Genomic DNA, 20,525 nt, shown 5'->3' on the forward strand with positions numbered 1-20,525 from the left:
GACGGCCACCCGGCGATCACCGCTGCCCGCACCCCGAAGAAACACCCCGAACCCGCCCGACACCCGTGATCAGAATTCACGCGGTGGATCGAGGCTGAGCTTTTGCCGCTTTGACGGACACCATCGGTGTGGTGGTCAGGCTGCGAGTGCGGTCTCGTATTCGGCGGGACTGCGGTAGCCGAGGCTGCTGTGCAGCCGGTGCAAGTTGTACCAGCCCTCGATGAAGTCGAAGATCGCGGTGCGGGCAACGGCCCGGCTGGGCCAGGTTCTCGTGTCGAGCAACTCCCGTTTGATGGTGGCGAAGAACGACTCGGCGAGGGCGTTGTCCCAGCACTGACCGGTGCGGCCGACGGACAGGCGGACGCCGGACTCGGTTGCCAGAGCGGCGAATTGCTGACTGGTGTACTGACAGCCGCGATCGGAGTGAAAGATCACCGGCCGGGCGGGACGACGTCGGCGGCAGGCGGATGTGAGGGCATCCGCGACCAGTTCGGTCCGCAGGTGGTCGGCGGTGGACCAGCCGACCACGCGGCGCGAGGCGATGTCGATGACGGTGGCCAGATAGAGCCAGCCCTCCTCGGTCGGGATGTAGGTGATGTCACCGCACCAGCGGGTGTCGAGGCCGTCCGGGTCGGGTGTGAAGTCGCGGACGACGAGGTCGGGCCGGGCGAGGGCCCGCGGGTCGGGGACGGCGTGAACTCGCGGAGCTCCGTAGGTCCCGCGGGACCGCTCGTGCACTGCGGTGATTCTCTCGGTCAGCTCGGCATCGCGAATCGCTCGAGGACCGGGCCTGCCACTGCGGCGGGCGTAGAAGGCTGCTCGGGAGACCTGCAGCAGTTCACACGCGCGCTTGACGTTGTGACCGTCTCGCTTCTCCGCCTCGATGAACGGGTGCACCGTCACCGGGTCTCCTTCACGAAGAAAGCCGTGGCCCGCTTGAGGATCTCCACGTCCTCCCGCAGCCGACGGTTCTCCCGCCGCAGCGCGGCCAGCTCCTCGCGCTCGCTGCTGGTCAGGCCGTCCCGCTCGCCCGCGTCGACTTCAGCCTGGCTGACCCACAGCCGCACCGCCGTCTCCGTCAGGTCAAAGTCCTTGGCGACCTGGCCCACCGAGCGGTCACCACGCCGGCACAGCTCGACGATCTCGGCCTTGAACTCCGGCGTGAACGAACGGCGAGGCCGAGGCTTCTTCTTCCCCATGCTCTCCATGATGGACATCCTTCCGGGGCAGAACCCCTGATCTCGGATGTCCGTCAAAGCGGATCAAGCCCACACAGCCAGCACGGCAGATGACGACTTCTTTCGGAGTGCGCTCCTCATGCGCTGAGCGTCCGTCAGAACCGGTGCGCATGCCTGCGCTCAGCCGCAAGCGAATGAAGCGACAACAACCAGGCGATTCGTTGAAGTGAGACTCCAGCTGCCCACAGCCACCGGCGTGATCCGAGGCCCTGCCCTGACCTGCAGCGATCAGCTGAGCGTTCCCAAAATGAGGGGCATGCGTTCCGGAGCGATCTCCTGGCCACCCGCTGACCTGCGGCGACGGAGTTTTCTACAAGCCCCCGCCAGCACCGGCTCAGGGGAGAGAGGAAGCAACGCCTCGATGGCCTTGGCCGATTGGACGTTGATCTTGGGGATCGGCGGCCCGTCCTCGTATCTCGTCAGGTTCTCAATGCCTCTGCGGATTGCGATCCGGAGCTTCTGAGTGGCGAGACGATCCGAGTTCATCGCCAACAGCCTCCACCCCAGCACCGGGCACAGGTGGCCACCAGAGCGGGCCATCGCACAGAGGCTCGCGGCCGTGACCGCATTGTCGATCTCTTCGGCCGTGGCCTGTACGGGCAGGTGCGGGATGAAGCGCGCCCGGATGTCCCGAAGAAACGTCTGGTCGCTGTAGACATCCAGGCCATAGCCGGCGGCATTCAGGGCCTGCCGGACAGGACGGAACGCGATGGACGGCTTGTTGTTGCGGCTCATGCCCCGACGCTAGGCGCAGACTCTGGCGCGGGGTTCAGATTTTTGCCGACTTGGATTCCAGCGTTCGCGGTCCGATGGGCTCTCGACAACGAGAAGGGACCACCGGAGTGCCGGAGTACGAGCAGGAGCGCGCGCTGGAGAAGAACCGCAGCTGGGCCGCGTGGAGGAGGGTCGCGCTGCGGCTGGTGATGGAGCTGGTGTTCTGGTACCTGCGGGACATGTGAGCCGTCCGCGTGCCGTTGCTGAGACCTGACTATGGCCTCAGCAACGGCGCTCAAAGGGCGGTGCTGTCGCGTGGCCGCGGAGTACTGCACGTACGGAATCCGAGCTGCGTCCCTCGATCCGGTCGCCGTCCGCCCCATCCCGGTGGAAGCAATCCGCCTCAGATCATCCGCCGTCGCCGTACCCCTGCGTCGCGCAGGGATGGAGAACCAGGCAGATCAGCTCGTCCGAGATGCAGAGGACAGGTACTTCTTCCTCCCGTACCGGGACGCGAGATCGCGCCGTTGACTCCTCGCACGAGGTGAGGGTCATGAAGGGTGGGGTTGACCCGCCATGCGAGCAGGCCTCTACAGGGACAGCGGAGCGCGCCCAGCACGCCGCTTCAGCCGCGCTGGAAAAGCAGAACCCCCGCGATCACTGGGATCGCGGGGGCCTTCGAGCCAGGCAACGACTGGGGCTACTTCATCCCTGCAGGGCTCGAACAAGATTGAAAGTCCACCTCGAACGGCTCGATCACGCTCAGCCCGAGGTAGCGGAAACGTCCCGCGCTCGGACGTCCGTGGCGTGTACTCCAGACCGGCTGCGCCACCGCCCGCGCCACATCGCCGGGTACAAGAAACACTCGCCCGTGGGCGACGACTTCACCACTGAGCACGGCCTCGCCGCCCTCGAACAGTCTGAGCGCCGTCAACGAGTCGTCGAGGACAACCAACCCGAGGTGCGTGGCCGACTCATGCAGTACATCGGGGCGAGTCCCAGCGTCCCACTCGGCCGCGGGTTCCGTGCCATTACCGTCGAGGTCCGCCTCAACGAGCACGGAGACCTTGGCGTCCACTCGCAAGCCACCCGCTTCGCTCGACACGTCATAGCCCGGGTGCCTCGGCGCGTGCAGCACTACATCTGCATGCCTCCGGTAGATCGCTTCCGCCACGAGCGCCTCAGCGAGAGCACCCCGAACATGAGCGGTCAGATCCCAATGCTCGTCGGTCACTTCTTCCCGGAGCCAGAGGTTCCTCCGTGCCGGAACTCCACCACATCCCCGTCCCGCATCACGTAATCCTTGCCCTCCATCCGCGCCTTCCCCTTCGCGCGGGCCTCGGCCACCGAACCGGTCTCGACCAGGTCCTCGAAGGAGATGACCTCGGCCTTGATGAAGCCCTTCTGGAAGTCGGTGTGGATGACGCCGGCGGCCTCGGGGGCGGTGGCGCCCTTCTTGATGGTCCAGGCGCGGGACTCCTTGGGGCCGGCCGTGAGGTAGGTCTGGAGGCCGAGGGTGGTGAAGCCGACGCGGGCGAGGGTCGTGAGGCCGGGCTCGTCGACGCCGACGGACTGGAGGAGCTCCAGGGCGTCCTCCTCGTCGAGTTCGGCGAGGTCGGCCTCCAGCTTGGCGTTGAGGAAGATGGCCTCGGCGGGGGCGACCAAGGCGCGCTGCTCGGCCTTGAAGTCGTCGTCGACCAGTTCGTCCTCGTCGACGTTGAAGACGTACAGGAACGGCTTGGTGGTGAGCAGGTGGAGGTCGTGCAGCGGCTCGGCGTTCTCGCTACCCTGGACGATGCCCTGCGAGAAGAGGGTGTCTCCGCGCTCCAGGATCTCCTTGGCGGCCTCGACGGCGGCGACCTTCGGGGCGATGTCCTTCTTGATGCGTGATTCCTTCGCCAGGCGCGGCAGGACCTTCTCGATGGTCTGCAGGTCGGCGAGGATCAGCTCGGTGTTGATCGTCTCGATGTCGTTCTTCGGCGAGACCTTGCCGTCGACGTGTACGACGTTCTCGTCCTGGAAGGCGCGGATGACCTGGCAGATCGCGTCCGACTCACGGATGTTGGCGAGGAACTTGTTGCCCAGTCCCTCGCCCTCGCTGGCGCCGCGCACGATGCCCGCGATGTCCACGAAGTCGACGGTCGCCGGGAGGATGCGCTGGGAGCCGAAGATCTCGGCCAGCTTGGCGAGGCGCGTGTCCGGGACGCCGACCACGCCGACGTTCGGCTCGATCGTGGCGAACGGGTAGTTGGCCGCCAGCACGTCGTTCTTGGTCAGGGCGTTGAACAGGGTCGACTTGCCGACATTGGGCAGACCGACGATTCCGATCGTGAGCGACACGTTGCGACTTCCCGTTACGTCTGGGCTGGGCAGGAGGGGCCCAGGGGCGGGCCGATCCACCAGTCTACGGCGTGTCCGGGCCCGCTCCGGCGAGGAGTCGAACGCTTGGCCAGGCTCGGCTCCCCGGCGTGTCAGAAGAGCCATTCGGCACATAAACCGACCTAAGTTGGACCAGTGGAGCAACACAGGACCCATCCCCCGCAGTCCCGGCCGCGCCGCGGTGCGCCCCTTCCCTCCCAGGCGGGCAGCCGTGGCACCGCCGCGCGGGGCCCCGGCGCCATGGCCCCGCCGCGCCGCGCTCCGGCCCCGTCCCGGCCCGTACCGCCCCTGGTCCTGGCCGTACGGCGTACGGCGGTGGCCGTACGGCGGATGCCGAACCCCCGGCTGACGGGGCTGGGCGGCGGGCTGTTCTGCGCCGCGGTGATGTTCGCGCTCGCCGGCCTCGACCGGCTGCTGTTCGGAGCGTCCCTGACGGTGTACGGCGTGCTGTTCCTGCCGGTCTGCGCGCTGACCGCGGTGTGGGTGCGGCGGGGCGACCTGGCCACCGCCCCCGTCGTCGTACCGATCGCCTTCGCCGTCGGCCTGCTGCCCGTCGCCGAGAGCGACGGCGGGCTCGGCGGGCGGCTGATGGGCCTGGTCACCGCCCTCGCCACTCAGGCCGGCTGGCTCTACGGCGGCACGCTCGTCGCCGGGCTCATCGTGACCGTACGCCGCATCCGCATGATCAGCCGCAGGTCCTCCGCGGTCGCCCGCCGGCAGTCGCCCGCGCCGCGCCGCCCTACGGCCTGAGGCCCTACGGCCTGAGGCCCTACGGCCTGAGGCCGTACGGCCCGAGGCCGCCGTACGGCCCGAGCGGGCCCCTCGGCTGCTACGCCCCCTTGGCGGCCCGCATCGCCGCGCCCACGATGCCCGCGTTGTTCTGCAGCTGCGCCGGGACGATCTCCGCCTCGATGCCCTCGATGAGGTGCAGGAACTTGTGGGACTTGCGGCTCACGCCCCCGCCGACGATGAACAGCTCGGGCGAGAACAGCATCTCCACATGGGCCAGGTATCTGGTGACCCGCCGGGCCCAGTGCTCCCAGGTCAGGTCGTTGTCGTCCTTGGCCTTGGTGGACGCGCGGGTCTCCGCGTCATGGCCGTTCAGCTCCAGGTGGCCCAACTCCGTGTTCGGCACCAGGACGCCGTCCGTGAAGACCGCGCTGCCGATGCCCGTGCCGAAGGTGAGCACGATGACCGTGCCCTGCCGGTCGCGGCCCGCGCCGAAGTTCATCTCGGCGACGCCCGCCGCGTCCGCGTCGTTCAGCACCGTCACCGGCAGGCCGCCCAGCCGCTCGCCGAGCAGGGCGCGTGCGTCGACGTCGATCCAGCCCTTGTCCACGTTGGCCGCCGTACGGATCGTGGCGCCGCCGGTGACCACTCCCGGGAACGTGATGCCGACCGGTCCCGTCCACCCGAAGTGGTCGACGACCTCCTTCACGCCGTCCGCCACCGCGTCGGGCGTCGACGGCTGGGGGGTCAGCACCTTGTGCCGCTCGTCCGCCAGGTCGCCCCGGTCCAGGTCCACAGGAGCGCCCTTGATCCCGGACCCGCCGATGTCAATGCCAAAGATCTGCATGGCTCTACGTTACGTCGTACGACTGACGGTCACTCACCGCAGCCGTACACCCCCGGAGATCCTCACGAACCGCCCCCTACTCCTCTACTCCTCCACAGACGCCTGGCCCGTACGCTCCGCCACCAGGGCCTCGGCCTCCGCGCGCAGGTCGCGGCGGAGCTCCTTCGGCAGGGAGAACGTGATCGACTCCTCGGCCGCCCTGACGAGCTCGACGTCCTCGAAGCCGCGCCGGGAGAGCCACTCCAGGACCTCTTCGACCAGAACCTCGGGCACGGACGCGCCGGAGGTGACGCCGACCGTCGACACACCCTCCAGCCAGGCCTCGTCGATCTCGGCGGCGAAGTCCACGAGGTACGCCTCGCGCGAGCCCGCGAGCTTGGCGACCTCGACGAGCCGCTTGGAGTTGGACGAGTTCCGGGAACCGACCACGATCACCAGCTCCGCCTCCGCGCCCATCTGCTTCACGGCGAGCTGACGGTTCTGGGTGGCGTAGCAGATGTCGTCGCTCGGCGGGGAGACGAGCTGCGGGAACTTCTCCTTGAGCGCGCCGACCGTCTCCATCGTCTCGTCGACGGAGAGCGTGGTCTGGGAGAGCCAGACGACCCTGGACGGGTCGCGGACCTCGACCTTGGCGACGTCCTCGGGGCCGTCGACCAGGGTGATGTGGTCCGGCGCCTCACCCGACGTACCGATGACCTCTTCGTGGCCCTCGTGCCCGATCAGGAGGATGTCGAAGTCGTCCTTGGCGTACCGGATCGCTTCCTTGTGCACCTTGGTGACCAGCGGGCAGGTCGCGTCGATGGTGGTGAGCCGCCCGTCCTTGGCCTCTTCGTGGACGGTGGGGGCCACGCCGTGCGCCGAGAACATCACGATATTGCCCTCGGGCACCTCCTCCGTCTGCTCGACGAAGATCGCGCCCTTCTTCTCCAGGGTCTGCACGACGTACTTGTTGTGGACGATCTCGTGGCGGACATAGATCGGGGCCCCGTACTGCTCCAGGGCCTTCTCGACGGCGATCACCGCACGGTCGACACCCGCACAGTAGCCACGCGGAGCGGCGAGGAGGACACGGCGGCCAGGCGAAGCAGTCATGCGACCCATCGTAAGGCCGCGCCCAGCCACGCAAAGACGGCGCACACCGGGCCCCGTAAGGGGCGCGGGGCTGTGACATATGCGCCTCCGCCGCGTGGGCGCGAGCAACCCCACACAACCCGCAGCCCCCAACAACCCGCACCACCCCCTACGACAGGGGTCCGGGGTCGAAGGGGCGGAGCCCCTGGAGGATGGGACGGGTAGGGGCGGCGGGGCGCAACCCAAACCCCCTGCACCCCCACCCACCCGCACATACAGGCGATGTCAGACCCTCCCACTACCCTCAACCGCATGGCACTCACTACGTCCGCGGACGCCCCGCTGCCCGTCGGCGAGGTCTCGCGACTCATCGGCGGCTGGATCGACCGCCTCGGCGCGGTGTGGGTCGAGGGACAGATCACCCAGCTGTCACGCCGCCCGGGCGCGGGCGTCGTGTTCCTGACGCTCCGCGACCCGTCGCACGACATCTCCGTGAGCGTCACCTGCTACCGACAGGTGTTCGACGCGGTGGCCGACATCGTCAGCGAGGGCGCCCGGGTCGTCGTACACGCGAAGCCGGAGTGGTACGCGCCGCGCGGTCAGCTGTCCCTCAGGGCCGCCGAGATAAAGCCCGTAGGAGTCGGTGAGCTCCTCGCGCGGCTGGAGCGGTTGAAGAAGTCCCTCGCCGCGGAGGGGCTCTTCGCACCCGAGCGGAAGAAGCCGCTCCCCTTCCTGCCGCAGCTCATCGGCCTCGTCTGCGGCCGGGCTTCGGCCGCCGAGCGGGACGTGCTGGAGAACGCCCGCCACCGCTGGCCGGCCGTGCGCTTCGAGGTGCGCAACGTCGCCGTGCAGGGCGTGCACGCGGTGCCACAGGTCGTCCAGGCCGTGAAGGAGCTGGACGCGCTCGACGACGTGGACGTGATCGTCGTGGCGCGGGGCGGCGGCAGCGTGGAGGACCTGCTGCCGTTCTCCGACGAGCAGCTCGTACGGACGGTGGCGTCCTGCCGTACGCCGGTGGTCTCGGCGATCGGCCACGAGCCGGACAATCCCCTGCTGGACCACGTGGCCGACCTGCGCGCCTCCACCCCCACCGACGCCGCCAAGAAGGTCGTACCGGACGTCGGCGAGGAGTACGAGCGGGTGCGCCGGCTGCAGGACCGGGCGCGGCGCTGCGTGGAGGCGTTCATCGAGCGTGAGGAACGCGGGCTGGCCCACGCCCTGGCCCGCCCCTCGATAGAGGACCCGCACCGCATGATCGACGAGCGCGCCGACCACGTGGCCTCGCTCGTCGACCGCGGCCGCCGCTGCCTCGGCCACCTCCTCGACCGCGCCGGGTCGGAGCTGACGCACACCCACGCGCGCGTGGTGGCCCTCTCCCCCGCCGCGACCCTGCGGCGGGGCTACGCGGTGCTGCAGAAGGCCGACGGCCACGTGGTCCGCGCCCCGGAGGAGGTCACCGCGGACGAACCGCTGCGCGCACGGGTGGCCGAGGGCGAGTTCGCTGTTCGAGTCGACACATAGGGTGGGCGCATGACCAGCAAGCTGGAAGAGGGAGCCGAGCGGACCGTGACGGCCGAGGCGCTCGGGTACGAGCAGGCGCGGGACGAGCTGATCGAGGTCGTACGCCGGCTCGAAGCGGGCGGCACGACGCTGGAGGAGTCCCTCGCCCTCTGGGAGCGCGGCGAGGAGCTGGCCAAGGTGTGCCGACGCTGGCTGGACGGGGCGCGGGCCCGGCTGGACGCGGCGCTCGCCGAGGAGGCCGAGGCCGAGGGAGGGGCGGAAGAAGAGGGGACGGCTTCCTGACGGGCTCACCGAGGGCTCGCTGGCGGCTCACTCACGGCCGGCTCACTCACGGCCGGCTCACTCACGGCTGGCCGACTGCTCACTGTGAAGCGGGTCACTCAGACCGCCATTTGTTGAATATTGAAGTTGTCTCGCGGTACCGTCGACGACAACCGGTCCACGGTCCGGTTTTCGCATCCGACGTACATCGAGAAGGTTCACGCATGTCTCTCGCCCTTGACTCCGCCGCCCAGGACCTGCTGTTCCGCGAGGCCCGTACCGCGAACACCTTCACCGACGAGCCGGTGACCGACGAGCAGATCCAGGCGATCTACGACCTGGTCAAGTACGGCCCGACCTCCATGAACCAGTCGCCGCTGCGCATCACCCTGGTCCGCTCCCCCGAGGCCCGCGAGCGTCTCGTGCAGCACATGGCGGAGGGCAACCAGGCGAAGACGGCCGCCGCCCCGCTGGCCGCGATCCTGTCGGCGGACAACGAGTTCCACGAGGAGCTGCCGCACCTCTTCCCGCACTTCCCCCAGGCGAAGGACTACTTCGGCGACCGCCCGGTGCGCGAGAACTCCGCCGCGCTGAACGCCGCCCTCCAGGCCGCCTACTTCATCATCGGTGTCCGTGCCGCGGGCCTCGCCGCCGGCCCGATGAACGGCCTCGACCCGGCCGGCCTCCAGAAGGAGTTCCTGGACGACGACCACACCCCGCTGATGGTCATCAACATCGGCAAGCCGGGCCCCGACGCCTGGTTCCCGCGCTCCCCGCGCCTGGAGTTCGACCAGGTCGTCACGACGGTCTGAGCGACCCCGCCTCACACGTACGAGGAGGGCCCCCGGCGCGACTGCCGGGGGCCCTCCTCGTACGTGTGAGGCACTCGTGGCTACTCCGTCTTCAGCGCCTTCGCCATCTCCGTCAGCTGCGCGAACGACGCCGACCCGGTCACCACGGTCGTCGACCCGTCGCCCTCCAGCACCAGGGCGTCGTACCGCTCACCCTCGTACCGCTGCCAGGTCTCGCCGGCGATCTCCTGCGTGGCGTCGGTCCTCTCGGCGCCCTGAGTGGCATCGTCGATGAAGGTGGACGGCTTCTGGGCGGACTGCTCGACCGCCACGTACTGGCCGTCGGGGTCGTGGAACCCGAGGTGCCAGGCGTCGAAGTCGTCGCCCCGGAAGCGGACCGAGGTGGCCTTCCAGGTGTCGGGCAGGCCAACGGGAGCGGCCACCGGGTAGGACGCCGCGCGGCGCGCCGTGAGGAGTTCGATGCGGTAGTCGACCCGCTGGAGGTCGGGATCGGAGTCGTCGTGCGGGACGAAGAGATAGATGACTCCGGCCACCAGACAGATGATCCCCAGGGAGAGGACCATGTCGCGGACCGTCTGCTTGCCTTTCATGCCTGCCACGCCCTCATCGTCGCAGGTACACCGGTCCGCTCATCCGTGGGGTCCCCTGCTCATTTTGTCGCTCTGGCGATAGAGTCGGCCCGAACCCTCATCCGGCCGTCGTCGTATCAGAAAGGTGCGCTCCGATGACCGAGCATCATCTGCCGTCCGAACTAGAGGTCCCCTCCGAGGCCCCCGACCGCAACCTCGCCCTGGAACTGGTCCGCGTCACCGAGGCCGCCGCGATGGCCGCGGGCCGCTGGGTGGGGCGCGGCGACAAGATCGGCGCCGACGGGGCCGCCGTACGCGCCATGCGCACCCTTGTCTCCACCGTGTCGATGAACGGCGTCGTCGTCATCGGTGAGGGTGAGAAGGACGAGGCCCCGATGCTCTTCAACGGCGAGCGCGTCGGCGACGGGACCGGCGCGGAGTGCGACATCGCCGTGGACCCGATCGACGGTACGACGCTGACGGCCAAGGGCATGACGAACGCGATCGCCGTGCTCGCCGCCGCCGACCGCGGCACGATGTTCGACCCGTCCGCCGTCTTCTACATGGACAAGCTGGTCACCGGCCCGGAGGCCGCCGACTTCGTCGACATCGACGCGCCCGTGTCGGTGAACATCCGCCGGGTCGCCAAGGCCAAGCGGTCCACGCCCGAGGACGTCACGGTCGTCGTCCTCGACCGGCCGCGGCACGACGACCTCATCCACGAGATCCGGGAGACCGGCGCGCGCATCAAGCTGATCTCCGACGGCGATGTCGCGGGCTCGATCCTCGCCCTGCGCGAGGGCACCGGCATCGACCTGCTGCTCGGTGTCGGCGGCACGCCGGAGGGCATCATCTCGGCCTGCGCGGTCAAGTGCCTGGGCGGCACCATCCAGGGCAAGCTGTGGCCGAAGGACGACGAGGAGCGCCGGCGCGCGATCGACGCCGGGCACGACCTGGACCGCGTGCTGACCACGGACGACCTGGTCTCCGGCGAGAACGTCTTCTTCGTCGCCACCGGCATCACCGACGGCGAGCTGCTGCGCGGGGTGCGCTATCGCGCCGAGACGGCCTCGACCGACTCCATCGTCATGCGCTCCAAGTCCGGCACGGTCCGCCGTATCGACTCCACGCACCGGCTGAGCAAGCTGCGCGCGTACAGCGCGATCGACTTCGACCGCGCGAAGTAGTAACAGAGCCTGGAAGCAGTAACAGAGCCTGTACGTGGGCTCGTACGGGCAAGGGGCGCCTCTTGTGCGGAGAGAGCGCCCCTTGCCCGTACGTACGTGCACTTGCCCGTAGGTACGTGTACGTACCCTGATCAGCCCGCGGCCGCTATCGTCCCCCGCGCGGCCTTCTTGAGCTCAAGATCACGGCGGCGGCGCCGGGCCAGGACGACGCGGCGCTCGGCGGCGGTGAGGCCGCCCCAGACTCCGTACGGTTCGGGTTGCAGCAGCGCGTGTTCGCGGCACTCGACCATCACGGGACAGCGGCCGCAGACGCGCTTGGCCGCCTCCTCGCGCGAGAGCCGGGCCGCGGTGGGTTCCTTGGAGGGGGCGAAGAACAGTCCGGCCTCGTCACGCCGGCACACGGCCTCCGTGTGCCACGGGGCGTCCTGATCCCTGTCGCGCACTGGCACCCGCTGGTTCGGTACGACAGCGACCTGCAGGGACGAATGCGGCGGTTGCAGCACGGGTCTACTCCTGACGACGGCTTCGCGAGCGAGAGACGATGCAGCAAGGCCTACCCGTTGTACGCGGGCCTATGCACTGAGTTCCGAACCGCTGGTTTTTGGATGCGTCAGCGCGCGACTACAAGTGGACCGATTCCCTTCAGATCCGGTCGAATTCGCAACCGTCAACGATCCAGGTGTTTGCGCAAACCGTCGTCGACCTTGCGCGCGACGCGCTCCTGGACCCGGTCGAGCAGATCGGCGATGAGCTTGCCCCGCTTGGGCCTTGCCTCGACGGTGCCCAATATCGCCAGCCCGTCCACATACACCACCGGCGCGTCCGGCTCCGCCGAATCCAGCGCGTCCGCCTCGAAGGTGCCGAGGATTCCGCCGCCGCTGCCGCGCAGCGAGACGTTCTCCGGAACTCGTATCTCGACGGTGCCGAACACCGACACCGCCTTGATCATCACCTGGCGGTACTCGAAGATCGCCTCGCTCAGGTCTATCTCGACACTGCCGAAGATCGAGTACGCGTGGATACGCCGGCCCGGCCGCCAGCGCCCCTTGCGTGTCGCCTCGCTGAAGACCGCCACCACCCGCTCGTCCGGGTCGATCGGAACCGCGCCCGGGGTGGGACGGCTGGGCCACTCCGCATACGACGATGACGGCGGCGCCATGCGCTCATGACCGGCCGGCAGGTCCCGTACGAACACGTCGAGTTCCCCCACCGTCTTGGCACTCAGCACCCCCTCGACCCGCTCGGCGTGCTCCTCCGCGGTGAGGCGGCCCTCGGCGTGGGCCTCGCGCAGGAGGTCGGCGATCCGGTCGCGGTCGGCGTCGGACGCACGCAACTCGGCGGGCGCCGGCGGCGTCCTGACCGCTGAGGCGGACTGCTGGGCGGCCTGGGCGGGGGCCGGGGCAGGAGCCTGAGCCGGGGCCGCGCTTTCCGGGGAGGAGCTCTTCTGAAGGTCCACGGCAGCAGCGTACCCAATCGCGATAGATCGCGACTACCCCTCGATGTGGCCTGTGGAAAACCGTCCGTCCCGCCGACTGAGCCTTACCTCACAAACCCGCTGTCGGCGCCAGGTTCTACGCTGGTGGGCGCTGCCAATGGAGGCCGGCGACCATCTGTCGAGTGAGGAATGGGCGAGATGCCGAATAGTTCCCCCCCAACCCGCCCTGCGTTCGTGTACACCGATCTGCTCCCCATGGGAGAGGACACCACCCCGTACCGGCTGGTGACCTCCGAGGGTGTCTCCACCTTCGAGGCCGACGGGCGCACGTTCCTCAAGGTCGAGCCCGAGGCGTTGCGCAAGCTCGCCGCGGAGGCCATCCACGACATCCAGCACTACCTGCGCCCGGCCCACCTGGCGCAGCTCCGCCGGATCATCGACGACCCGGAGGCGTCGCCGAACGACAAGTTCGTGGCGCTGGACCTCCTGAAGAACGCGAACATCGCCGCCGCGGGCGTCCTCCCCATGTGCCAGGACACCGGTACGGCGATCGTCATGGGCAAGCGCGGGCAGAACGTCCTCACGGAGGGCGGGGACGCGGCGGCCCTCTCCCACGGCATCTACGACGCGTACAAGAACCTGAACCTGCGCTACTCCCAGATGGCCCCGCTGACCATGTGGGAGGAGAAGAACACCGGCTCCAACCTCCCGGCCCAGATCGAGCTGTACGCGACGGACGGCGGCGCCTACAAGTTCCTGTTCATGGCGAAGGGCGGCGGCAGCGCCAACAAGTCGTTCCTCTACCAGGAGACGAAGGCCGTCCTGAACGAGGCCTCCATGATGAAGTTCCTGGAGGAGAAGGTCCGTTCGCTGGGCACGGCCGCCTGCCCGCCGTACCACCTGGCGATCGTGGTGGGCGGTACGAGCGCCGAGTACGCGCTCAAGACCGCGAAGTACGCCTCCGCGCACTACCTCGACGAGGTCCCGGCGGAGGGCTCGGAGCTCGGCCACGGCTTCCGTGACAAGGACCTGGAGCAGAAGGTCTTCGAGCTGACGCAGCGGATCGGCATCGGCGCGCAGTTCGGCGGCAAGTACTTCTGCCACGACGTACGGGTCGTCCGCCTCCCGCGTCACGGCGCGTCCTGCCCGGTCGCGATCGCGGTTTCGTGCTCGGCCGACCGTCAGGCGGTCGCGAAGATCACGGCCGAGGGCGTCTTCCTGGAGCAGCTGGAGACGGACCCGGCGCGGTTCCTGCCGGAGACGACGGACGAGCACCTGGCCGCGTCCAACAGCGGCTCCGCCGCGGGCGACGGGGACGTGGTGAAGATCGACCTGAACCAGCCGATGGACGCGATCCTCGCCGAGCTGACCAAGTACCCGGTCAAGACCCGCCTTTCCCTCTCCGGCCCGCTGGTCGTGGCCCGCGACATCGCGCACGCCAAGATCAAGGAGCGGCTGGACGCGGGCGAGGAGATGCCGCAGTACCTGAAGGACCACCCGGTGTACTACGCGGGTCCGGCGAAGACGCCGGAGGGCTACGCGTCGGGCTCCTTCGGTCCGACGACCGCCGGCCGCATGGACTCCTACGTCGAGCAGTTCCAGGCGGCGGGCGGGTCGAAGGTGATGCTGGCGAAGGGCAACCGGAGCAAGCAGGTCACGGACGCGTGCGCCTCCCACGGCGGCTTCTACCTGGGCTCCATCGGCGGCCCGGCGGCCCGCCTCGCACAGGACTGCATCAAGAAGGTCGAGGTCGTCGAGTACGAGGAGCTCGGCATGGAGGCCGTCTGGAAGATCGAGGTCGAGGACTTCCCCGCCTTCGTCGTCGTGGACGACAAGGGCAACGACTTCTTCAAGGATCCGGCCCCGGCGCCGACGTTCACGTCGATTCCGGTGCGCTCGTCCTGACGGCGCGGCGGCTACCGGGCCGACGAGAGGCGACGGCGGCGGCCATACAGACGCCGAGCGGGCCGAGTGGCCGGATTACCGGATTACCGGACCCGGAGGAACTCTCGGGCTCCACGCAGCCGCGTGCGTACGCGCCCCTGTGCGGCGCTGCTGTCGAGGCGGACGTCGAGGGCGCCGGGCATGAGGGTGTCGGCTCGGCGTCCGGCGGGCAGCCGGGTTGCGTCGAGGCCGTCGCGTCGGGCGATGAGAAGGCCGAGTTCGTGACGGCTCAGGGGGTCCGCTCCGGCGAGGTGGAGTATCCCGGCCTGGTCCGACACGGCGATTTCCCGCAGCGCGGAGGCCAGGTCTCCGACATGCACCGGGCAGCGGATGTCATCGGTGAACAGGACGCCGTCGTGTGTGCCGACAGCCAGGGCGTGGACCATGCGCTCGTGGACGGATTCGCCGTACCCGGTGATCAATGAGGTGCGTACGACCGCGGCGGCCGACGCCAGGAGCCGCACAGCGGTCTCGGCAGTGGCCTTCGCCGCGCCGTACGGGGTGACCGGGTCGGGCAGGCAGGTCTCGTCGTATTGAACCCTCCCCCAGCTGAAGCAGGGGGATTCCTGGCTCAGGAAGCCCTGCAGGTCAGCGACCTGAAAGGTCTTACTCCCTCAACACCAGCCGGGACGGAACCTACCCGGTTTGGTACAGCAAAGCCAGGTGGTGCTGTGTTGGCTTGGTTCTCGCTCAACACGTCGTACGCGCTTGGTTCTCGCAACGCACAGTGATCAACTTACCCGATCGCGCGGGCGATCTTTCGCCCTGGCGCACGAGTTCCGTCCCCAGGAACCCGCTGCCGCCGATGACCAGGACCTTCATGGCGCCCCACGGTAGGGCCACCCGGCTCCGCTCGGGCGCCGGTCGCCCAGGTACGTGATCCTGATCCTGGAAGCCGGGAATACCACCCCACGGCCGCCGCGCTCTCCTCCCCGGAGGTACGACACCAATGACGACGACCACGACCACCGACGACGGCGACCAGCCCTACCGCGTCGAGCACGACTCCATGGGCGAGGTCCGTGTCCCCGCGCACGCGAAGTGGCGGGCCCAGACGCAGCGGGCCGTCGAGAACTTCCCCGTCTCCGGCCAGCGCATCGAGCGCGCCCACATCGAGGCCCTCGCGCGTATCAAGGGCGCCGCCGCGAAGGTGAACGCCCGGCTCGGAGTGCTGGACAAGGACATCGCCGAGGCCATTCAGGAGGCGGCCGGGGAGGTCGCCGAGGGGCGGTGGGACGAGCACTTCCCCGTCGACGTGTTCCAGACCGGGTCCGGGACCTCGTCCAATATGAACACCAACGAGGTCGTCGCCACCCTGGCCGGCGAGCGGCTCGGGCGGGGCGTGCATCCGAACGATCACGTGAACGCGTCCCAGTCGTCCAACGACGTCTTCCCCTCCTCCATCCACATCGCCGCCACCGCCGCCGTCACCCGCGATCTCATCCCGGCCCTGGAGCACCTCGCCGGGTCGCTGGAGCGGAAGGCCGAGGAGTTCGCCGACGTGGTGAAGTCCGGGCGTACGCATCTCATGGACGCCACGCCCGTGACGCTGGGACAGGAGTTCGGGGGGTACGCCGCCCAAGTCCGGTACGGCGTCGAGCGGCTCAACGCCGCCCTGCCCCGGCTCGCCGAACTGCCCTTGGGGGGTACGGCCGTCGGCACCGGCATCAATACCCCGCCCGGCTTCTCCGCCGCCGTGATCGAGGAGGTCGCCCGCGTCACCGGCCTCCCCCTCACCGAGGCCCGCGACCACTTCGAGGCGCAGGGTGCCCGGGACGGGATCGTCGAGACCAGTGGGCAGCTCAGGACCATCGCGGTCGGGCTCACCAAGATCGCCAACGATCTGCGCTGGATGGCCTCCGGGCCGCGGACCGGGCTCGCCGAGATATCCCTCCCCGACCTTCAGCCCGGGTCCTCGATCATGCCCGGCAAGGTGAACCCGGTCATCCCGGAGGCCGTGCTCATGGTCGCCGCACAGGTCACCGGGAACGACGCGACCGTCGCCGCCGCCGGTGCCGCGGGCAACTTCGAGCTCAATGTCATGCTGCCCGTCATCGCCAAGAACGTCCTGGAGTCCGTCCGGCTCCTCGCCAACGTCTCGCGGCTGCTCGCCGACCGGACCGTCGACGGAATCGTCGCCCACCGCGAACGGGCCCTGGAATACGCCGAGTCGTCGCCCTCCGTCGTGACGCCGCTGAACAAGTACATCGGGTACGAGGAGGCCGCGAAGGTGGCCAAGAAGGCGCTCGCCGGGCGGAAGACCATCCGGCAAGTCGTCCTGGAGGGCGGGTACGTGGAGCGCGGGGACCTCACCGTCGAGCAGTTGGACGAGGCACTGGATGTCCTGCGCATGACTCGGCCATGACACGGCCGTAAAGAATCACCGCGCGAATCCCGCCATGGCGTGAACCGTGATGCGCACCGCAGCGTCGTATGCCTATGGCACCTAATATCTGTGCATGGCGGATGACGTGACGGTGAGACAAGTGGAAGCGGGCGGGTCGACGGCGTACTGGACCCCGGGCAGCCAGATCCTGTGGCGCTATCGGGAGAACGCCGGCGAACGCTTCCACATCGCACGCCCCGTCACCGTGGTACGGGATGACCGAGAGCTGCTCGCCGTGTGGTTGGCGCCCGGTACCGAGTGCGTGAGGCCCGTGCTCGCCGACGGCCGTCCGCCGCACGTGGAGCCGTTGGAGACGCGGTACACCTCACCGCGGACCGTGCGGCGCGACCGGTGGTTCGGGACCGGGGTGCTGAAGCTGGCGCGGCCGGGCGAGCCGTGGTCGGTGTGGCTGTTCTGGGAGCCGGGCTGGCGGTTCAAGAACTGGTACGTGAACCTGGAGGAACCGCTGGCCCGTTGGGACGGCGGGGTGGACTCCGAGGACCACTTCCTTGACATCTGCGTCTATCCGGACCGTACTTGGGGCTGGCGCGACGAGGACGAGTTCGCGCAGGCTCAGCACGACGGACTGATGGACGGCTCTGTCGCCGAACGGGTACGGGCGGCGGGGCGGTCCGCGGTGGAGGTGATCCGTGCGTGGGGTCCGCCGTTCTCGGACGGCTGGCCGCACTGGCGCCCGGATCCCGCCTGGGGCGTACCGTCACTGCCGGAGGACTGGGACCGTACGCCCGCGCACGTGTCCACATGAGACCCTTGATGCGCCCCCGGTCCACAACCGTAGGATCGTCCTCCGCAAGGACACACCGGGGGTAACTCCCGCAGGTTGCGCAGGGCTTGACCAAAAGTCACCGAGGAGCGGCAGGACGTGAGCGAGGGTTACGAGGGCCACACCGGTACGAGCCGGAGACGGCCCCGGCCGTTGAACGGCAGGCGTGTCGGTGCCCCCCACGGGCCTGCCGGTACTGTCGGTGACACAGGAACCGCCTGTGACCACGCGACAATTCCGTTCCTGGGGCACGTATTCCGGGTATCGGCATTCCTGCGGGACGAAGTACGGGGAACAGAAGTATCGGGAACAGCAGTATCGGGATTTCTGCGGGACGAACAGCGCGCGCGGCGCGCAGCCCCGGACGGACGGATTCGACACGCGTGACGGAGCACCCGACCTCCCACCAGGAGCGCCCCCAGCCGGGCGCCGACCCCGCGGATCCCCGCGGGGCGTTCCTGCGTACCCCGGAGCCGATGCCTATGCACACTCCACCGGCCACCGCGGCCTTACCCGCTCAGTCCCGCATGGGCGAAGCCCCGGCCGAGCCGGGTACGGCCACGTCCTGCGGCACGGGCACGACAGGCGCGGGCACGACAGGCGCGAGTACGCCCACGGGCACCACGGGCGCGAGTACGCCCGCCACGCCCTCCGAGCACTCGCAGCCCGCCGCCACCGAGCTCGACCCGCACCGCCCGCGCCCCGCGCCCGACATCCCGGCGCAGCCGATGGGCGGCGAGCAGGAGCAGCGGTCGGCCGGGGCCGGTGTGCCCGCCGGGCAGGAGCGGCGCATGGGCCAGGGGCTGCCTCCGGGGAGCCCCATGCCGATGCGGCGGGACGGCGACCGGCTGCGCTTCGTGGGTGCCGCGACCCGGCGGATCGCCCGCGGTATCGACCTGGACGAGATCGTGATGGGGCTGTGCCGGGCCACCGTGCCGACCTTCTCCGACGCGATCCTCGTCTACCTGCGCGAACCGCTGCCGGTCGGCGACGAGCGGCCCACCGGTCCGGTGGTGCTGCGGCTGCGCCGTACCGACCGCATCCCGGAGGAGCGGGACACCGAGGGCGGCTTCCTGCCCGCGTTCCAGCCGGAGCCCTCCGAGCTGTCGGCAGGCACCGCCGAGCTGTGCACGGTGCGGCCGGGCGGTGCGCTCGCCGAGGTGCTGCGCGGCGTACGGCCGGTGTTCGCGGACGCGCCCGCCGCCCGCGCCGCGCTGCCGGAACTCCTGGGCGACGACGCCGAGTTGGCCATCCCGACCGGTCAGCGGGCGATCCTGGCACCGCTGCGCGGCCGCCGCCGGGTGATCGGCGCGGCCCTGTTCCTGCGCCGCCCGGAACGCATGGCCTTCGAGACCGACGACCTCCTCGTCGCCGCCCAGCTCGCCACCCACAGCGCGCTCGGCATCGACAAGGCGGTGCTGTACGGCCGCGAGGCGTACATCGCCGACGAGTTGCAGCGCACGATGCTGCCCGAGACCCTGCCCCGGCCCACGGGCGTACGGCTGGCGTCCCGCTATCTGCCCGCGGCCGAGACCGCGCGCGTCGGCGGCGACTGGTACGACGCCATCCCGCTGCCGGGCAGCCGGGTCGCCCTCGTCGTCGGTGACGTCATGGGCCACTCCATGACCTCGGCCGCGATCATGGGTCAGCTGCGCACCACCGCGCAGACCCTCGCCGGGCTCGACCTGCCGCCGCAGGAGGTCCTCCACCACCTCGACGAGCAGGCCCAGCGGCTCGGCACGGATCGCATGGCGACCTGCCTGTACGCCGTCTACGACCCGGTCTCGCACCGGATCACCATCGCCAACGCCGGCCATCCGCCGCCCGTCCTGCTGCACCTGGGCGGCCGGGCCGAGGTGCTGCGGGTACCGCCCGGTGCGCCGATCGGTGTCGGAGGCGTCGACTTCGAGGCCGTGGAACTGGACGCGCCCGCCGGGGCGACCCTGCTCCTCTACACCGACGGTCTGGTCGAGTCGCGGCTGCGGGACGTGTGGACCGGCATAGAGCAACTGCGCGAGAAGCTCGCCGCCACCGCGCAGCTCACGGGCCCCGATCATCCGCCGCCCCTTGAGGCCCTGTGCGACGAGGTGCTCGACATGCTCGGCCCGGGCGACCGGGACGACGACATCGCGCTGCTCGCCGCCCGCTTCGACGGGATCGCGCCCAGCGATGTCGCGTACTGGTTCCTGGAACCCGAGGAGATGGCCCCCGGCCGCGCCCGGCGGCTGGCCCGGCACGCGCTGTCCCGCTGGGGCATGGAGGAGCTCTCGGACTCCGTCGAGCTGCTGATCAGCGAGGTCGTGACCAACGCGGTGCGGTATGCCTCGCGGCCGGTCACTCTGCGGCTGTTGCGGACCGATGTCCTGCGGTGCGAGGTCACGGACGACGTGCCCCAGCTGCCGCGGCTGCGGCAGGCTCGTGCCACGGATGAGGGCGGGCGTGGGCTGTATCTGGTCAACAAGCTGGCTCGGCGGTGGGGTGCGACGCGGTTGAGTGCGGGGAAGGTGGTGTGGTTCGAGCTCAACCACGTGTGAGGGTTGGGTGGGGGGCGCCGTTGGGGTTCCTGGTAGCTGTCGGCTGCGGGTTTTGTTGTGGCTAGTCGCGCCCACGCGGCGGAGCCGCACAGGTCACAGCCCCGCGCCCCTTAA

Annotated in this window: 19 protein-coding genes and 1 pseudogene; 9 read left to right on the top strand and 11 right to left on the bottom strand. The window is 69.6% G+C overall.

The window, feature by feature from the left end:
- Positions 1–135: 135 nt before the first annotated feature.
- The 5 genes from ACWD3C_RS43055 to ychF all read right to left on the bottom strand — a co-directional run bounded on the left by ACWD3C_RS43055 (position 136) and on the right by ychF (position 4,292).
- Positions 136–903 carry an IS3 family transposase gene (locus tag ACWD3C_RS43055; protein WP_451153300.1) on the bottom strand — a complete coding sequence of 256 codons (768 nt, stop codon included), beginning with the start codon at positions 901–903 and terminating at the stop codon, positions 136–138.
- Entirely contained in the window at positions 900–1,208 is a 309-nt protein-coding gene (locus ACWD3C_RS43060; RefSeq protein WP_451153302.1) for a transposase, read from the bottom strand. Before ACWD3C_RS43060 ends, ACWD3C_RS43055 begins: the two co-directional genes overlap by 4 nt.
- Positions 1,209–1,466: 258 nt before the next feature.
- Entirely contained in the window at positions 1,467–1,973 is a 507-nt protein-coding gene (locus ACWD3C_RS43065; RefSeq protein ID WP_451153304.1) for a hypothetical protein, read from the bottom strand.
- Positions 1,974–2,652: 679 nt separating this feature from the next.
- On the bottom strand, positions 2,653–3,186 hold the full coding sequence (locus ACWD3C_RS43070; protein ID WP_451153306.1) for a hypothetical protein: 534 nt from the start codon (positions 3,184–3,186) through the stop codon (positions 2,653–2,655).
- Complete coding sequence (ychF, locus tag ACWD3C_RS43075) at positions 3,183–4,292, bottom strand: redox-regulated ATPase YchF (protein WP_451153308.1); 1,110 nt, start codon at positions 4,290–4,292, stop codon at positions 3,183–3,185. The genes ACWD3C_RS43070 and ychF overlap by 4 nt, the downstream gene beginning before the upstream one ends.
- Positions 4,293–4,466: 174 nt before the next feature.
- Between ychF and ACWD3C_RS43080 the strand changes: the two genes are divergently transcribed.
- Positions 4,467–5,081: a DUF6542 domain-containing protein gene (locus tag ACWD3C_RS43080; RefSeq protein ID WP_451153310.1), complete on the top strand. Its 615-nt coding sequence runs from the start codon at positions 4,467–4,469 to the stop codon at positions 5,079–5,081.
- 79 nt (positions 5,082–5,160) lie between these two features.
- Here ACWD3C_RS43080 and ppgK read toward each other — a convergent pair whose 3' ends face one another.
- Positions 5,161–5,907, bottom strand: a complete 747-nt coding sequence (ppgK, locus tag ACWD3C_RS43085; RefSeq protein ID WP_451153312.1) for a polyphosphate--glucose phosphotransferase — start codon at positions 5,905–5,907, stop codon at positions 5,161–5,163.
- Between the two features lie 84 nt (positions 5,908–5,991).
- Entirely contained in the window at positions 5,992–7,008 is a 1,017-nt protein-coding gene (locus ACWD3C_RS43090) for a 4-hydroxy-3-methylbut-2-enyl diphosphate reductase (RefSeq protein WP_451153314.1), read from the bottom strand.
- A gap of 282 nt (positions 7,009–7,290) precedes the next feature.
- On the opposite strand from ACWD3C_RS43090, the gene xseA reads away from it, so the two are divergent.
- The 3 genes from xseA (at position 7,291) to ACWD3C_RS43105 (ending at position 9,572) form a co-directional block, all read left to right on the top strand.
- Positions 7,291–8,499 (top strand): exodeoxyribonuclease VII large subunit, encoded by a 1,209-nt coding sequence (gene xseA, locus ACWD3C_RS43095; protein WP_451153316.1) that lies wholly within the window; start codon positions 7,291–7,293, stop codon positions 8,497–8,499.
- Positions 8,500–8,508: 9 nt separating this feature from the next.
- Positions 8,509–8,781: an exodeoxyribonuclease VII small subunit gene (locus tag ACWD3C_RS43100; RefSeq protein ID WP_451153318.1), complete on the top strand. Its 273-nt coding sequence runs from the start codon at positions 8,509–8,511 to the stop codon at positions 8,779–8,781.
- Between the two features lie 203 nt (positions 8,782–8,984).
- Positions 8,985–9,572 (top strand): malonic semialdehyde reductase, encoded by a 588-nt coding sequence (locus ACWD3C_RS43105; protein ID WP_451153320.1) that lies wholly within the window; start codon positions 8,985–8,987, stop codon positions 9,570–9,572.
- An 80-nt stretch (positions 9,573–9,652) separates the two neighbouring features.
- Here ACWD3C_RS43105 and ACWD3C_RS43110 read toward each other — a convergent pair whose 3' ends face one another.
- Positions 9,653–10,171, bottom strand: a complete 519-nt coding sequence (locus ACWD3C_RS43110; protein WP_451153322.1) for a DUF4245 domain-containing protein — start codon at positions 10,169–10,171, stop codon at positions 9,653–9,655.
- A gap of 125 nt (positions 10,172–10,296) precedes the next feature.
- On the opposite strand from ACWD3C_RS43110, the gene glpX reads away from it, so the two are divergent.
- Positions 10,297–11,328: a class II fructose-bisphosphatase gene (gene glpX / locus ACWD3C_RS43115; protein WP_451153324.1), complete on the top strand. Its 1,032-nt coding sequence runs from the start codon at positions 10,297–10,299 to the stop codon at positions 11,326–11,328.
- A 131-nt stretch (positions 11,329–11,459) separates the two neighbouring features.
- On the opposite strand, the gene ACWD3C_RS43120 is transcribed toward glpX, so the two are convergent.
- Together ACWD3C_RS43120 and ACWD3C_RS43125 are read right to left on the bottom strand one after the other, a co-directional pair.
- The gene (locus tag ACWD3C_RS43120) at positions 11,460–11,831 is read right to left on the bottom strand and encodes a WhiB family transcriptional regulator (RefSeq protein ID WP_451153326.1); all 372 of its coding nucleotides are present in this window, start codon (positions 11,829–11,831) and stop codon (positions 11,460–11,462) included.
- A 164-nt stretch (positions 11,832–11,995) separates the two neighbouring features.
- Positions 11,996–12,784 (bottom strand): DUF1707 SHOCT-like domain-containing protein, encoded by a 789-nt coding sequence (locus tag ACWD3C_RS43125; RefSeq protein ID WP_451153328.1) that lies wholly within the window; start codon positions 12,782–12,784, stop codon positions 11,996–11,998.
- A gap of 177 nt (positions 12,785–12,961) precedes the next feature.
- Between ACWD3C_RS43125 and ACWD3C_RS43130 the strand changes: the two genes are divergently transcribed.
- On the top strand, positions 12,962–14,668 hold the full coding sequence (locus tag ACWD3C_RS43130; RefSeq protein WP_451153330.1) for a fumarate hydratase: 1,707 nt from the start codon (positions 12,962–12,964) through the stop codon (positions 14,666–14,668).
- 83 nt (positions 14,669–14,751) lie between these two features.
- Here ACWD3C_RS43130 and ACWD3C_RS43135 read toward each other — a convergent pair.
- A pseudogene (locus ACWD3C_RS43135) lies at positions 14,752–15,261 on the bottom strand (sugar nucleotide-binding protein); the annotation flags it as partial.
- A 395-nt stretch (positions 15,262–15,656) separates the two neighbouring features.
- On the opposite strand from ACWD3C_RS43135, the gene ACWD3C_RS43140 reads away from it, so the two are divergent.
- The 3 genes from ACWD3C_RS43140 (at position 15,657) to ACWD3C_RS43150 (ending at position 20,411) form a co-directional block, all read left to right on the top strand.
- On the top strand, positions 15,657–17,072 hold the full coding sequence (locus ACWD3C_RS43140) for a class II fumarate hydratase (RefSeq protein ID WP_451153332.1): 1,416 nt from the start codon (positions 15,657–15,659) through the stop codon (positions 17,070–17,072).
- 94 nt (positions 17,073–17,166) lie between these two features.
- On the top strand, positions 17,167–17,859 hold the full coding sequence (gene fomD / locus ACWD3C_RS43145; RefSeq protein WP_451153334.1) for a cytidylyl-2-hydroxypropylphosphonate hydrolase: 693 nt from the start codon (positions 17,167–17,169) through the stop codon (positions 17,857–17,859).
- 401 nt (positions 17,860–18,260) lie between these two features.
- Positions 18,261–20,411, top strand: coding sequence for a SpoIIE family protein phosphatase (locus tag ACWD3C_RS43150; protein WP_451153336.1), 2,151 nt, complete (start codon positions 18,261–18,263; stop codon positions 20,409–20,411).
- The last annotated feature ends 114 nt before the right edge of the window (positions 20,412–20,525 follow it).

It is taken from the genome of Streptomyces sp. NPDC002845, from assembly GCF_053591955.1.

Excerpts from the sequence above, each read along its gene's own strand:
- ACWD3C_RS43060 (WP_451153302.1), bottom strand. The coding sequence starts at position 1,208 with ATGGAGAGCATGGGGAAGAAGAAGCCTCGGCCTCGCCGTTCGTTCACG.
- ACWD3C_RS43065 (WP_451153304.1), bottom strand. The coding sequence starts at position 1,973 with ATGAGCCGCAACAACAAGCCGTCCATCGCGTTCCGTCCTGTCCGGCAG.
- ppgK (WP_451153312.1), bottom strand. The coding sequence starts at position 5,907 with ATGCAGATCTTTGGCATTGACATCGGCGGGTCCGGGATCAAGGGCGCT.
- ACWD3C_RS43090 (WP_451153314.1), bottom strand. The coding sequence starts at position 7,008 with ATGGGTCGCATGACTGCTTCGCCTGGCCGCCGTGTCCTCCTCGCCGCT.
- xseA (WP_451153316.1), top strand. The coding sequence starts at position 7,291 with ATGGCACTCACTACGTCCGCGGACGCCCCGCTGCCCGTCGGCGAGGTC.
- ACWD3C_RS43100 (WP_451153318.1), top strand. The coding sequence starts at position 8,509 with ATGACCAGCAAGCTGGAAGAGGGAGCCGAGCGGACCGTGACGGCCGAG.
- ACWD3C_RS43105 (WP_451153320.1), top strand. The coding sequence starts at position 8,985 with ATGTCTCTCGCCCTTGACTCCGCCGCCCAGGACCTGCTGTTCCGCGAG.
- glpX (WP_451153324.1), top strand. The coding sequence starts at position 10,297 with ATGACCGAGCATCATCTGCCGTCCGAACTAGAGGTCCCCTCCGAGGCC.
- ACWD3C_RS43130 (WP_451153330.1), top strand. The coding sequence starts at position 12,962 with ATGCCGAATAGTTCCCCCCCAACCCGCCCTGCGTTCGTGTACACCGAT.
- ACWD3C_RS43140 (WP_451153332.1), top strand. The coding sequence starts at position 15,657 with ATGACGACGACCACGACCACCGACGACGGCGACCAGCCCTACCGCGTC.
- fomD (WP_451153334.1), top strand. The coding sequence starts at position 17,167 with ATGGCGGATGACGTGACGGTGAGACAAGTGGAAGCGGGCGGGTCGACG.